Source organism: Pseudomonas fragi (genome assembly GCF_025426255.1).
Taxonomy (GTDB): Bacteria; Pseudomonadota; Gammaproteobacteria; order Pseudomonadales; family Pseudomonadaceae; genus Aquipseudomonas; species Aquipseudomonas kulmbachensis.
Map to the genome: position 1 here is coordinate 814863 of NZ_CP104861.1, position 13355 is coordinate 828217.

A 13355-nucleotide genomic window follows, 5' to 3' on the forward strand; every position below is an offset into this window, starting at 1 on the left:
TCGCGAAGATCATTCGCGAGCAGGCTCGCTCCCACTGGGGCTTGACCTGGAACAGAGTATCTACAGGTAGTGCAGGTTTTGATAAAAAACACTGTGGCTCTTTGCCGCACGTTTGCCTGTCGGGTCGCTCGCTTGGTTATACTCCCGGTGATCCGCCTGGAGCGCTCATCAGGAGAGCTCATGCTCGCCCCCGTTCAGTTATTGTCCGCGACTCGTCAGAACCTCTGGCGTCTTACGTTTATCCGCATGTTGGTACTGGCCGCGCAAGCGGGTTCAGTAGGCTTTGCCTACCTGTTCAATTTGCTGCCGCTGCCCTGGTTTCAGCTGAGTATTACCCTCGGGTTTTCCATGCTGCTGTGCGCGTTTACCGCGATCAGGTTGCGTACCACCTGGCCGGTAACAGAGCTGGAATACGCCCTGCAACTGGCCTGTGACCTGTTTATCCACAGCGCCTTGTTGTATTTCTCCGGTGGCTCGGCCAACCCATTCGTCTCGTATTACCTGGTGCCGCTGACCATCGCCGCCGTGACACTGCCATGGCGCTATTCCTTGGTGTTAACCGGTATTGCGCTGGCGCTCTACACCCTGTTGTTGTCGCAGTCTTTCCCGATAGACACGGTGCCGTTCTTCCGCGAAAAGCTGCAAATTTATGGAATGTGGCTGAGTTTTGCCCTGTCTGCTGCGGTCATCACGTTTTTCGCCGCCAAGATGGGCGAAGAGCTGCGCCGCCAGGAAGAGCTGCGCGCCCTGCGTCGTGAAGAGGGGCTGCGTGACCAGCAATTGCTGGCGGTGGCCACCCAGGCCGCCGGTGCGGCCCACGAGTTGGGCACGCCGCTGTCGACCATGAGCGTGCTGCTCAAGGAAATGCGCCGCGATCACCCGGACCCCGAGTTGCAGGAAGATCTGAGCGTGCTTCAGGATCAGGTCAAGTTGTGCAAGGAGACCTTGCAGCAACTGGTGCGCGCCGCTGAGGCCAACCGCCGTTTGGCGATTGAAGTCCAGGATGTTACGCAGTGGCTGGACGAGGCCCTGAACCGCTGGCACTTGATGCGCCCCGAAGCCACATACCGCCTTCAGTGCCTGGGCCACGACCCGGTCCCGCGTCTGGCGCCACCACCGGATTTGACCCAGGCGCTGCTCAACCTGCTCAACAATGCAGCCGATGCCTGCCCTGAAGGGCTGGAAGTCTGCCTCGATTGGGATGCAGTTGATCTGACCATCAGTATTCGTGACCACGGCCCAGGTGTACCGTTGGCCATCGCCGAGCAAATCGGCAAACCCTTTTTTACCACCAAGGGCAAAGGCTTCGGTCTGGGCCTATTCTTGAGCAAGGCCAGCGTGACCCGCGCTGGCGGCTCGGTAAAACTCTACAGTCATGAGGATGGCGGAACGCTCACTGAGCTGCGCCTGCCACGTGTCGCCCGAGGAAATGAAAATGAGTGAAGAAATTCAGGTCGAAGGCGAAGAGCTGCCGCATTTGTTGTTGGTAGATGACGACGCCACGTTTACCCGCGTAATGGCCCGCGCCATGAGCCGTCGCGGTTTTCGCGTCAGCACGGCGGGCTCCGCCGAAGAAGGGCTGATTCTGGCCCAGCAGGACCTGCCCGATTATGCGGCGCTGGATCTTAAAATGGACGGCGATTCAGGCCTGGTCCTTTTGCCCAAGCTGCTTGAGCTTGATCCCGAGATGCGGGTAGTGATCCTCACCGGTTACTCGAGCATCGCCACCGCCGTTGAGGCGATCAAGCGCGGGGCCTGCAACTACCTGTGCAAGCCTGCGGATGCGGATGACGTGCTCGCGGCCTTGCTGTCGCAGCATGCCGATCTCGAAACCCTGGTGCCGGATAACCCGATGTCGGTTGACCGCTTGCAATGGGAGCATATCCAGCGCGTGCTGGGTGAGCATGAAGGCAATATTTCGGCCACTGCCCGCGCGCTGGGCATGCACCGCCGCACTTTGCAGCGCAAGCTGCAGAAGCGCCCGGTTCGACGCTGAACGGGAGCTGTAGCCTTTTCATTGCGTCTTGCATGCAAACGGCTACAGCCCCTAATCTGTATCAAGACGTGTCTTAGCGTCGTGAGCCGGTTGTCCTGACCGGCTTGCAGGTTGCTCTTTACTCCGAACGAGCCTGAACGATGAATCAGAACGCTGAGCCTTCTGTTGTGAATGATGCTGTGCGTGGGGATTTCATACCTAGGGTCTGGGGCCTCATTACTCCCTACTGGCGCAGTGAGGAGCGGGTCAAGGCGTGGTTGCTGCTGATTGCAGTAATTGCCTTGTCGCTGGTCAGCGTCGGCATATCGGTGTGGATCAACCACTGGTACAAGGACTTCTACAACGCCCTGGAAAAGAAGGACGGAGCCGCATTCTGGAGCTTGATCGGCTACTTCGGGATCATTGCTGCGGCAGGCATTGTTGGCGCGGTGTACCGGCTTTATTTGACTCAGATGTTGACCATTCGCTGGCGTCGATGGCTGACCGAGCAGCACTTTGCGCGCTGGCTCGCGCACAAAAACTATTACCAGCTGGAGCAGGGCGGTTACACCGACAACCCTGACCAGCGCATCAGTGAAGACCTTAACTCGTTCACCGACAATACCCTGACTCTGGGCCTGGGCCTGATCCGTACGCTGGTCAGTCTGGTGTCGTTTTCGGTTATTTTGTGGGGCGTCTCGGGCAGTATCGAGGTCTTTGGCATCACCATTCCCGGCTATATGTTCTGGTGCGCGTTGCTGTATGCCGCAGTCGGCAGCTGGCTGGCGCATTTGATCGGCCGGCGCTTGATTGGCCTGAGCAACCAACAACAACGTTTCGAAGCCGACCTGCGTTTCTCGATGGTCCGGGTCCGTGAAAATGCCGAGAGCATTGCGTTGTATAACGGCGAGCCGAATGAACATGAGCGGCTGAGTTCACGCTTCGATAAAGTCTGGAGGAACTTCTGGACGCAAATGAAGGTGCAAAAGCGCCTGACTTTCTTCACCGCCGGTTACTCGCAAATCGCTATTATTTTTCCGTTTGTCGTTGCCGCGCCGCGCTACTTTGCGGGCAAGATCGAGCTGGGCGAACTGATGCAAATCAACTCGGCTTTCAGCAATGTACAAGAGAACTTCAGCTGGTTTATCGATGCCTACGTCACCCTGGCGGCGTGGCGCGCGACCAGTGATCGGTTGCTGAGCTTTCGTCAGGCGATGACCGATAACGAGCAGCGCTTGCCAGCGATTGATGTGCAGAGCCAGGGCCAGGAGTTGAAGATCGAAGACCTGAGCCTGGACCTGGCAGATGGTCGCCCTCTGCTGCATAACGCCAATTTGCAGGTCGAGGAAGGTGAGCGGCTGATGCTTAGCGGTCGCTCCGGCAGCGGCAAAAGTACATTGCTCAGAGCAATGGGCGGGCTTTGGCCACGAGGGGGCGGAGCGATTCGATTACCTCGGGAGCGCGCGCTGTTTTTGCCGCAAAAACCTTACTTGCCCATCGGCACCTTGCGTGACGCGTTGAGTTATCCACAGACCGGCGACACCTATCCGACCGAGCGGTATCAAGAAGTGCTACGCACTTGCCGTCTGGAGCATCTGGTTCCCCAGCTCGACGAGGTCAATCACTGGCAGCGTCTGTTGTCCGGAGGCGAGCAACAACGCTTGGCTTTTGCCCGTGCGCTGCTGTATCGCCCACAGTGGCTTTATATGGATGAATCGACATCGGCCATGGACGAGGAGGATGAGGCCATGTTGTACCAGGCTCTGGTAGAGCAGTTGCCGAACTTGAGCATTGTCAGCGTGGGGCATCGCAGCAGTCTTGCGCGCTTTCATCCAAGGCATGTGCGGATTGTTGAGGGGCAGTTGGTGGCGCAGTAGGGGAGGCGTGCAAGCAGCATGCTAGAGTGCTGCTTCCCGCTTTTTGGAACCTGTCATGAGCTTTCTATTTCGCAGCGCTGCGTTAAGTCTGTTGCTGGCCAGCCTGCCTCTGGCGGCGGCACCTGCTGTTACACCGTTGTTGCATGGGCAGTTTTTGCCCTCCGATGATTTGCAATTGCGCAGCGAGGTCCCCGAGCAACAGCAATTGATGATGGTGACTTCGTATTCGGTGGTGGTGGGTAGCCAGCGTCAATCCAATCAGCAGCCGATTCCGGTGACTTCGCCTTTGTTGCTGCGCCTGAAGGGCAAACCGATGAGTCAGGGCGCTACGGTGCGCCAGGTGCTGATTTCGTTTGATGGTGAAAGCAAGAGCCTGAAAAAGCCTGTTTTTGACAGCAAGACGCGAACCCTGAGCCTTTCCTATCCGCTGTCCCAATACCGTGTGGTAATTGATTTACTGCGCAACGACACGGTCTATTGCCAGTTTTTGACCTATGCCAATGGGCATATTTGGGCCGACTTGCACACCGGTAGCGTGCGCGCACGTTGAGCCTTGGGTAAACTGCTGGCCCCGTGAAGTATCAGCAGGCTGGAGCCGGACATGCGTAAAGACAAGAAGCAGTTGATTGGTGATGAGATCGGCGACGAGCAGATCAAGTTGTTCCTGGACTTCGAGCCTGTGGACGCCATCTCGCCGTCGCTGCACAAATTGATCAAAGCCTATCGTGGCCTGCGTATCGATGACTTTGGGCGTTTCCTGACCTTCTTCAACGAAGCCGGTTACGACCTGGATGGCAAAGACGAGCACGGCCAGACGTTTGTGGACCTCATCAAGGATCAGCGCAACTCGGATGAGTACATCGAACTCATCGAAAAAGCCCGCGGCTAAGATCCCTACTCCTGTAGCCGCTGGCGAAGGAACGAGGCTGCGTTCGAGGACGCAGTCCTCGTAAACCCGCTAATCGCGATGTATCTGAATTACCCGATTGCATGGTTTTACGGCTGCTGTGCAGCCGAACGCAGCCTCGTGGAGTTCGGCAGCGGCTACAGGCTTCGTGCTTCTATTCCAGAAAACTCCGACCAACCCTGAGCTATTTGCTACGGGGTGTTCTTGTGTGGGCGATCAATACTCAAACAGGCATGTCAGGTGCTCATCAGGACGATGGGCAAAACTTCAATTGGAATGGAATCAAGCAATGAAGCGTCTGTGCAGTTTTATTTTTGGACTTGGATTGATGGCTGTGGGCTCTGCCGCTCTGGCCGCCGATGAGGTGCTGGAGGTCGAGATATTTAACGCGACAGCCAGGGCCATTTCGCCGGGCAACGACTTTTCATGGCTGGAGAGCCCTGAAAATGCTGGGCACGATTTTGTTGTCGAGCCGTCCACCAGTCAGGAGCTGTTGTATTACTTGCCAGCGTCCAGAGGGTCTGAAACCTTCACTTATCGTCAGGGCGAACAGGTCTGTTACTTCGGCTTTGGTCATCTCACACCGGGCGCCAGCAATCTCAATCGCTGGGCTCAGGCCAAGTCGGTCGGGGCAGTCACCGTCGGCTGTGCCGCAGAACTGATAGCGGTATCGGACGATGATGAGTTTTCGCGCAATGGCGGCTCGCGAGTGCTGTTCACGATGGGCTGAAACGCTTGCGTGTCGGTTACAAAAAAGCCCCTGCGCTTAACAGCGCAGGGGCTTTTTGTTGTGCGTCATTTTGAGGTGACGCTGTTACGCGATGCTGGTATTGGCGTTCTGCGGCTCAACCAGTTCCAGCAACTCGGAGTTGCGGGTGCTGATTGTGTGGTACAGCTCGGCGTCGGTCTCGAGGACTTTTTCCCGTGCCGGGAAGATTTCCTTGAGCTTGGTCGCCCATTCGCCACGTGCTTTGTCTGCGAAGCAACGCTCGATCAGATCCAGCATGATCGAAACGGTTACCGAAGCGCCCGGCGAGGCACCCAGTAGAGCGGCCAGCGAACCGTCCTTGGCAGCAACCAGTTCGGTACCGAACTGCAACACGCCGCCTTTCTTCGGATCTTTCTTGATGATCTGAACCCGTTGCCCGGCAATCTCAAGACGCCAGTCTTCGGCCTTGGCCTGCGGGTAGAAGCGACGCAGGGAGTCCAGGCGCTGTTCCATCGATTGGCGCACTTCGCTGACCAGGTACTTGGTCAGATCCATGTTGTCGCGAGCCACTGCGAGCATTGGCCCGATGTTGCCCAGACGGATCGACATCGGCAGGTCAAGGAACGAGCCGTGCTTGAGGAACTTTGTGGTGAAACCGGCATAAGGTCCGAACAGCAACGACTTTTTGCCATCAACCACACGGGTGTCCAGGTGCGGTACCGACATCGGTGGCGAACCTACAGCGGCCTGGCTGTAAACCTTGGCCTGGTGCAGCTTGACCACTTCCGGGTTATCGCAACGCAGCCATTGGCCGCTGACTGGGAAGCCCCCATAGCCTTTGCTTTCTTCGATGCCCGACGCTTGCAGCAGCGGCAATGCCGCACCACCTGCGCCCAGGAATACGAATTTGGCATCAACCTGGCGAGTGTTGCCGCTGTTGGTGTCCTTGATGCTCACCGTCCAGCCGCTGCCATTGCGCTTGAGGCCGGTGACCTTTTTGCTGTACTTGATCTGGGTGTCCGGTGCGCTGGCCAGATGCTTGAGCAACTGCTGGGTCAGGGCGCCGAAGTTGACGTCAGTACCGTTCAGCACACGGGTGGCCGAGATGTGCTGGTCCGCAGGGCGGCCCGGCATCATCAAAGGCATCCACTCGGTCATTTTGGCTTTGTCTTCGGTGTATTCCATATCTGTAAACGCATGGTGCTTGCTCAGCACTTCAAAACGTTTTTTCAGGAAGGACACACCTTTTTCGCCTTCAACGTAGCTCAGGTGAGGCACTGGGCTGATGAAGGACTTGCACGAACCGAAGGTGCCCTTTTGCGCCAGGTAGGCCCAAAACTGCTTCGACACTTCGAACTGGGCATTGATATGCACAGCCTTTTTGATGTCGATCGAACCATCAGCCGCCTGCGGCGTGTAGTTCAATTCGCAAAGGCCAGCATGACCGGTGCCCGCGTTGTTCCACGGGTTGGAACTCTCCGCAGCACCTGAGTCCATCTGCTCAACAACTTCCAGCGTAATGCCGGGGTCGAGCTCTTTGAGCAGTACGGCGAGGGTGGCACTCATGATGCCCGCTCCAACCAGTACTACGTCGACTGCTTCGTTATGCGCCATTAACGCGTCTCCAAAATCTACGGCACCAAATTGACGGCATAGCTGCCAGGTGTTCCGAGGCGTGGTTCTGATTAGCCTCGGATCACGCATGGCCAGGATCGCCATGTCCGATTCTTCGCAATTTCTTGCAACTTTAGCGCACGCCCAGACCGGGCCTTCGAGGTACATATGAACGCATTTCAGTACCTTGGAGGCAATTCGACTTAAGGTCTAGAGCGTCCGTTTGTGCAACCAAATCCGTAAGCGGACAGGCTTTCAGTCTCGTGCTGTGGAGCCGACTTCGATCCTGCTTGGTGGGGCAATATCAGACGCTAATGGTGCATGTTCAGACGCAAAACTTTTCATTTGCTCGCCACACTCTTGTGAAGTTGTGAAACCCGTTTTTTTTCACGCTCTCTTGAAGACGTGAACCTCAAAAAAGGGCTGCCGCAAGCCTGGTACCGAACCAGTGACCGAGCGTTATGGCAGCTCTGGCAGACCATGTTGAAAGTGGGGTTACGCAGTGAAATTCAAGCGCGCCAGCTTCACATGATCTGTGTGGGCGGCTCTCTGTGGGCGGTGCGGGGGAGCTAATACAAGCGCATTAGCGATGCTGCGAGGCCCGATCAGGAGACGTCCTTATAATCGGGGGGAGATTGTAGCGAAGAAACGCGGGCAATTGATCCTGTTAAATGACTTTTCTTGGTGCGCCGATCAAAGTCCCAGCAAGGGCAGTGCCGCTGAGCGGGTTGCGGACGAGGCAATACGGGCTTTGGCGGGTAGTACCTGGTGCAACCAGTTGAGGCGGATTTCTTCGATCTCGACCCAGCTGTCGCCGACCGGCGGTTGTTTGCATTGTTTGAAAGCCTGGCAGCGCCCCGTGTAGTCAAGGCGCACGAAGCAGCGATGAGGACGATTCAAGCCGAACAACGATAAGAGCATGTTCATGGCAGCACCTCTTTGGTCAGTGCTCAGACTATGCCTTGTCGAAGTGACATCACGATGTATCGGCGATGACAGAGTGGTGACAGCAAGCGGCTAGTTCGCAGGCGCACAGCACCCTATACTGACGGTCTGTTTTACCCAGTCCTGGAGAGATGAGCATGTTGCAACGCCTGTTGTTCGGTTTGATTACTGTGACCAGTTTGACTCTGGTCGGCTGCGCCCACAGCCCGCAACAACTTAGCCCGCAACCCAAACTGACCACCCAGCTTGCGCCAGTGGGTCGTGGCCAGCCGGTCGTGGTGCGGGTCGTGGACGGTCGTCCTTCGCCAACCCTGGGCACCCGTGGTGGCATGTACCCCGAGACCAGCGCGATCAGCGTCAGCAGTGCTGATGTGATCCCTAAACTGCAAGCCCAGGCTGAAGCGGCTGTGCGGTTGCTGGGCTACACGCCGACATCCAATGCGATGAACGCGCCAACCCTGACCGTGACTCTGGCCGAGCTGAAATATCAATCGCCCAAAGACACCATGTACGTGACCGAAGCCACTATCGGTGCGACCTTTCGTTCTGACGTGAAGAACGGTGGCCGTACTTACAGCGGTCGTTATGGAGCGTCGCTGGATCAACGCTTCGGCATGGCGCCGAATCAGGAAACCAACACCAAGTTGGTGAGCGATGTACTGAGTGATGCGCTGACCCGTGTGTTCCAGGACCCATCGGTGGGTCGTTTGCTCGGCGAGTAATCGCGGACAAACAAAAAAGCCCGAACTTACTGAGTTCGGGCTTTTTTTTGTTTGGACGCTTCAGGCCGCTTCGGCATACAGCTCCAGGCGGCTGACGCCGGTGAGCAAGTCCAGCTCGGGCAAGTCGGCATGGGTGTGGCCGCTCAAAGCGCAGTAAACCAGCCAGTGGTGGTCCTGAACGTTAAAGGCCAGGCCTTCGATCAGTGCCTGCTGTTCGTCGCTGGGGGCGATCAGGTAAAGGCGATCCTGGTTCTCTGCGTGCAGCATGACAAGCTCCGTGTCGGTGTCGAGGGGCCACAGAGTGACCTCTCTACATGACGATACGGTTACAGCAAAAATTAACAGAGGTGATGCTCTTGTAGCAGTTGCCGAAGGCTACGTCCGATTGCGAAGCGATCGTAAACCTGAAACCGCGAGTTGTCTGAAAGATAGCGGTTTCTGATTCTGCGACGGCTGCGCCGCCGGACGCAGCCTGCGGCAGCTGCTACGCGTGAGGTTACAGCGCCAACCCGGCCTTGATCCGATACTGGTTACGCACCGGCATCGCATATTGCAGCACCAGGTACGGGCGGTGCTCGACCGGGCAGGCGTCCAGGCGGCGTTGCCATTCCTGCTTGGCCTTGGCCAGTTCTTCGGCACCGAATACCTCGGTGGCCTTGGGCACTTGCAGCTCGGGATCGGCATCGCTCCACTGTGCATACGCGAGGTAGTGCGCCGGGAACAGGCGGTAGCCGCTGAGGATATGGCGATCCATTTCGGCGGCCAGCAACTTGCTGTCCTCGAAAGGTGTGGTGATGGGTGCAGCAAAGTTCACGTGTACGCGGCCTTTGTAGCCGGTGATGCCGTTGGCGATGCTGGTGTCGTCTTCGCCCGGTATCTTGCTGTAGGTGCCCGTGGTGGCGCGGATGTACAGCTCGCGAGCCTTGGCCTGGTCGCAGGGGTCGTATTCGTAGCTGATCGATACCGGGGTCAGGTTCAATGACTGAATGACTTCGGCGAACGGCTCGTCTTTACGGCTCATGTGAAACATTTTCAGGATCGCCGAATCGGTGCGGTCATCACCGTCCTTGGCCCGACCTTCGGCCTGGGCGATCCAGATCGATTGGCAGTCGTTGCGGATCGAGTGATTGATATACGCCGACAGCAGTTGATAGGCCGCGAGCTTCTCACGCCGTCCGGTAATCGAGCGGTGCACGATAAAGCTCTTGTTCAGGCGCATCAGATCGCTGACAAAGGGTTTTTGCAGCAGGTTGTCGCCAATGGCGATGCGTGGCGTCGGCAGGCCCGCGTGATACACCGCATAGTTGACGAAAGCCGGGTCCATCACGATATCGCGGTGGTTGGCCAAAAACAGATAGGCGCTGCCGGATTTCAACTGTTCAACGCCGGTGTAGGTCACGCCGTCAGTGGCATGCTCAATGGTGCGGTCGACGTAAACCTCGACCTTATCCTGCAGGGATGCGACCGAATTTACACTCGCGAACTCTTTACGCAGGCGATGAGCTATAAGAGGTTTTAACAGCCAGCCAAACGCGCCTGCCAGGCGCGGAAAGCGAAAGTGGGTCAGGATATCTAGAAACGCCTTGTCGCTGAGCAGCCGGGCCAGCACTGCTGGGACTTCGGCGTCGTCGTAAGGTCGGATGGTATCGAATTGGCCCATCATGCTCTCTTGTTGGAAACGGCTAGGGTTGGTACGCAGGGCAGGGCAAAAAATGGCCCTGCTAATAGACAGGCGATTATACGCACAAGTCACTATGGAGACCGCGATGCTTGAAACTGAACGCTATGAGTGCCCCTATTGCGGCGAGCCGGCAGAAGCTGTGCTCGACCTCTCGGGTGGTGATCAAAGCTACATAGAGGATTGTCCTGTGTGTTGCCGACCGATTGTTTTCCATCTTCAGACCGATGGTCAGGAGTGGATGCTCGATGTACACAGCGAGAACGAGTAGCAGGTGATTGCCATGCAGCGCATCTATGAACCGCAAAACCTGATGGAAGCCGAGCTGTTGCTGGGCATGCTCGCCAGTGAAGGTATTGGCGCATGTCTTCAGGGGCGAGATTTGATTGGCGGCACCGGTGAGCTGCCAGCGTTGGGTTTGTTGGGGCTGGCCGTGGCTGATGATCAGGCGCAATACGCGCGCGAGTTGATCGATGCGTACAATGCCGCGTCACCGGTGGCGGGCGATGAGCCTGAGAGCTTCCCTGATGTACTGGTCTGCTGAAGCCGTAGACGGTTTTTTCACTGCTATATAGATAAGAGTTGTGCAGCCCCATGTGTGGACGTTTTGCCCTGTTTCGTTGGAATCCTGCGTTTGCAGCCTTGCCCGGTTTTCCGGCAGATCAGCAGGCCCAGTGGAATATCTCGCCCAATGACTCGGTATTGATCCTGCGTGCCGGTGCAGAACCTGGCCAACGTGAGCTGGCACGGGCGCGCTGGGGCTTGACCCCGGCCTGGCTGACCGACCTGTCGCGAACCCCCGCCCATGCCCGGGCCGAAACCGTGGCCGAACAACCGATGTTTCGCGATGCCTTGCGCCAACGGCGTTGCCTGATCCCGGCCAACGGTTTTTACGAATGGCGCGGCACTACCCGCAAACGTCCCTATTGGCTGACGCCGGGCGAGGGTTCTTCGCTGTTTTTTGCCGGTATCTGGGAGGCTTATCCCGTCGAAGGGCATGTGTGGCTGAGTACTGCGGTGATCACCCAGGCCGCCGCCAGTCAGCGCCGGCCATTGATTCTGGACGAAGCGGGCCAGCAGGCCTGGCTTGACCCCGAAACCCCCTTGCATGTTTTGCAGGCGCTGCTTGCCAGCCCGCAGACGCCATTGCGCGAACGGCCGTTGGCCAATCTGGTCAACGATCCCAAGCTCAATGCGCCCGAGTGCCTGACGCCGGGTTGAGATACGATGCGCACCATCTTTATGGAGATCTTTGATGGGTAAGTTAGCGGTAGTGTGCGCAGTGGGCGCCGGGTTGTTGCTGGGTGGTTGCCAGGCGGTGAATACCACCAATGGCGGCGCGGTCGGTGTTGAGCGCAAGCAGTACATGTTCAGCATGCTGTCGAGCCAGCAGGTTGACCAAATGTATGCGCAGTCGTATCAGCAGACTGTCAGCGAAGCGAGCACCAAGGGCGCGCTGGACAAGACCAGTGCTAACGCCAAGCGCTTGCAGGCGATCGCCAACCGACTGATTGCCCAGGCCCCGGCCTTTCGCCCGGATGCCGCGCAATGGAATTGGGAAGTCAATCTGATCAAGAGTGACGAGCTCAACGCCAACTGCGGCCCAGGCGGCAAGATCATCTTTTACAGCGGGATCATTGATCAGCTGAAGCTCAGCGACGACGAAATCGCCGCGATCATGGGCCATGAAATCGCCCACGCCTTGCGTGAGCACGGGCGTGAGTCCATGTCCAAGGCCTATGGCATCGAGATCGCCAAGCAGGGAGCTGGTGCCTTGCTGGGTTTGGGGCAGGACAGCATGGGGCTGGCCGATACCGTGGTGAACTACAGCCTGACCTTGCCCAACAGCCGCAGCAATGAAAACGAAGCGGACCTGATCGGCCTGGAGCTTGCTGCCCGTGCGGGTTACAACCCGAATGCGGCGATCACCCTGTGGCAGAAAATGGCCCAGCAATCACAGAACGCTCCGCCTGAATTCATGAGCACTCACCCGGCTTCCAGCAGCCGGATTGCAGCCCTGCAAGCGGCAATCCCGAAGGTGATGCCGCTGTATCAGCAGGCGCCGAAAACCCAGTAACGGCCAGGGCCTCACCCCAACCCTCTCCCGGAGGGTTAGGGTGAGGGCGCTTTTAAACCCAGCCGCTGATCGCCATCGCCTTGTACACCGCCACGACGGCCAGTACCACGAATGCGGTGGCTGCAAGACGGCGGATCAAGGTCAGCGGCAATTTGTCGGCCGCAAAGTTACCCGCCAATACCACCGGCACGTTGGCAATCAGCATGCCCAGGGTGGTGCCGATAATGACGAGCCACAGGTCCGGGTATTGCGCGGCGAGCATCACGGTCGCAACCTGGGTCTTGTCGCCGATTTCGGCAATGAAAAACGTGATCAGAGTGGTGACGAACGGCCCGTACTTGCGGGCAGTGCTGGCTTCGTCGTCGTCCATCTTGTCGGGCACCAGGGTCCACAACGCGGTAGCGGTAAAGCTCGCGGCGAGGATCCAGTGCAGCATTGCATCGCTGAAGAAGGTACTGAACCAGGCGCCCACTGCACCGGCTGCGGCATGGTTGGCCAGGGTTGCGACCACGATACCGGCGATAATCGGCCAGGGTTTGCGAAAGCGTGCGGCGAGAATGAGAGCGAGCAGCTGCGTCTTGTCGCCGATTTCGGCCAAGGCAACGATTGCGGTAGGAACGAGTAAGGAGTCGAGCATCATCAGGTGGTTTCCAGGGGCGGGTCGACACGGCTATGACACGTACAGCCTTCCCGCCCCGGGTAAGGTGTTCGTGTCATAGGTCTTGTCAAACCCCGGTCCGTCTGTGCGGACACCTGGGTCGCATACGCCATGGTCTGTTGACCAAGTATGTTGACGTATGCCGAATGAGCGTGGAGCTCAAGGGAGACTACTCCCCTAGGACGGAGCGGAT

General features: G+C 57.7%; 16 protein-coding genes and 1 riboswitch. Of the genes, 11 read left to right on the top strand and 5 right to left on the bottom strand.

What is annotated here, in order from left to right; all coding sequences use genetic code 11:
- The first annotated feature begins 180 nt into the window (after positions 1 to 180).
- The 6 genes from N7D90_RS03890 (at position 181) to N7D90_RS03915 (ending at position 5489) form a co-directional block, all read left to right on the top strand.
- Positions 181 to 1443 (top strand): ATP-binding protein, encoded by a 1263-nt coding sequence (locus N7D90_RS03890; RefSeq protein WP_261740964.1) that lies wholly within the window; start codon positions 181 to 183, stop codon positions 1441 to 1443.
- Positions 1436 to 1996 carry a response regulator transcription factor gene (locus N7D90_RS03895; RefSeq protein WP_019823883.1) on the top strand — a complete coding sequence of 187 codons (561 nt, stop codon included), beginning with the start codon at positions 1436 to 1438 and terminating at the stop codon, positions 1994 to 1996. Before N7D90_RS03890 ends, N7D90_RS03895 begins: the two co-directional genes overlap by 8 nt.
- 140 nt (positions 1997 to 2136) lie before the next feature.
- A complete protein-coding gene (locus N7D90_RS03900) occupies positions 2137 to 3852 on the top strand; it encodes an ABC transporter ATP-binding protein/permease (protein ID WP_261740965.1) in 1716 nt (571 codons plus the stop codon).
- 55 nt (positions 3853 to 3907) lie between these two features.
- The gene (locus tag N7D90_RS03905; protein WP_261740966.1) at positions 3908 to 4402 is read left to right on the top strand and encodes a hypothetical protein; all 495 of its coding nucleotides are present in this window, start codon (positions 3908 to 3910) and stop codon (positions 4400 to 4402) included.
- A gap of 51 nt (positions 4403 to 4453) precedes the next feature.
- Entirely contained in the window at positions 4454 to 4741 is a 288-nt protein-coding gene (locus tag N7D90_RS03910) for a PA4642 family protein (RefSeq protein ID WP_261740967.1), read from the top strand.
- Between the two features lie 307 nt (positions 4742 to 5048).
- On the top strand, positions 5049 to 5489 hold the full coding sequence (locus N7D90_RS03915) for a hypothetical protein (RefSeq protein WP_261740968.1): 441 nt from the start codon (positions 5049 to 5051) through the stop codon (positions 5487 to 5489).
- An 84-nt stretch (positions 5490 to 5573) separates the two neighbouring features.
- Here the strand turns inward: N7D90_RS03915 and mqo are convergent, their stop codons facing one another.
- Together mqo and N7D90_RS03925 are read right to left on the bottom strand one after the other, a co-directional pair.
- The gene (mqo, locus tag N7D90_RS03920) at positions 5574 to 7082 is read right to left on the bottom strand and encodes a malate dehydrogenase (quinone) (protein ID WP_261740969.1); all 1509 of its coding nucleotides are present in this window, start codon (positions 7080 to 7082) and stop codon (positions 5574 to 5576) included.
- A 693-nt stretch (positions 7083 to 7775) separates the two neighbouring features.
- Entirely contained in the window at positions 7776 to 8009 is a 234-nt protein-coding gene (locus tag N7D90_RS03925) for a hypothetical protein (protein ID WP_261740970.1), read from the bottom strand.
- Between the two features lie 155 nt (positions 8010 to 8164).
- Here N7D90_RS03925 and N7D90_RS03930 point away from each other — a divergent pair, with 155 nt between their 5' ends.
- Positions 8165 to 8749 (top strand): YajG family lipoprotein, encoded by a 585-nt coding sequence (locus tag N7D90_RS03930; RefSeq protein WP_261740971.1) that lies wholly within the window; start codon positions 8165 to 8167, stop codon positions 8747 to 8749.
- Positions 8750 to 8809: 60 nt separating this feature from the next.
- Here N7D90_RS03930 and N7D90_RS03935 read toward each other — a convergent pair whose 3' ends face one another.
- On the bottom strand, positions 8810 to 9016 hold the full coding sequence (locus N7D90_RS03935) for a hypothetical protein (protein ID WP_048359204.1): 207 nt from the start codon (positions 9014 to 9016) through the stop codon (positions 8810 to 8812).
- Positions 9017 to 9245: 229 nt separating this feature from the next.
- The gene (locus N7D90_RS03940) at positions 9246 to 10412 is read right to left on the bottom strand and encodes a 1-acyl-sn-glycerol-3-phosphate acyltransferase (protein ID WP_261740972.1); all 1167 of its coding nucleotides are present in this window, start codon (positions 10410 to 10412) and stop codon (positions 9246 to 9248) included.
- A gap of 103 nt (positions 10413 to 10515) precedes the next feature.
- On the opposite strand from N7D90_RS03940, the gene N7D90_RS03945 reads away from it, so the two are divergent.
- The 4 genes from N7D90_RS03945 to N7D90_RS03960 are packed head-to-tail and all read left to right on the top strand — an operon-like array spanning position 10516 to position 12504.
- Positions 10516 to 10698, top strand: coding sequence for a CPXCG motif-containing cysteine-rich protein (locus N7D90_RS03945; protein WP_261740973.1), 183 nt, complete (start codon positions 10516 to 10518; stop codon positions 10696 to 10698).
- Between the two features lie 12 nt (positions 10699 to 10710).
- Entirely contained in the window at positions 10711 to 10971 is a 261-nt protein-coding gene (locus N7D90_RS03950) for a putative signal transducing protein (RefSeq protein ID WP_261740974.1), read from the top strand.
- Positions 10972 to 11021: 50 nt separating this feature from the next.
- Positions 11022 to 11648, top strand: coding sequence for an SOS response-associated peptidase (locus N7D90_RS03955; RefSeq protein ID WP_261740975.1), 627 nt, complete (start codon positions 11022 to 11024; stop codon positions 11646 to 11648).
- A gap of 34 nt (positions 11649 to 11682) precedes the next feature.
- Complete coding sequence (locus N7D90_RS03960; RefSeq protein ID WP_261740976.1) at positions 11683 to 12504, top strand: M48 family metallopeptidase; 822 nt, start codon at positions 11683 to 11685, stop codon at positions 12502 to 12504.
- A gap of 52 nt (positions 12505 to 12556) precedes the next feature.
- On the opposite strand, the gene N7D90_RS03965 is transcribed toward N7D90_RS03960, so the two are convergent.
- Positions 12557 to 13141 carry a TMEM165/GDT1 family protein gene (locus N7D90_RS03965; RefSeq protein WP_261742369.1) on the bottom strand — a complete coding sequence of 195 codons (585 nt, stop codon included), beginning with the start codon at positions 13139 to 13141 and terminating at the stop codon, positions 12557 to 12559.
- A 91-nt stretch (positions 13142 to 13232) separates the two neighbouring features.
- Positions 13233 to 13352: riboswitch (yybP-ykoY riboswitch) on the bottom strand.
- Positions 13353 to 13355 lie beyond the last annotated feature (3 nt).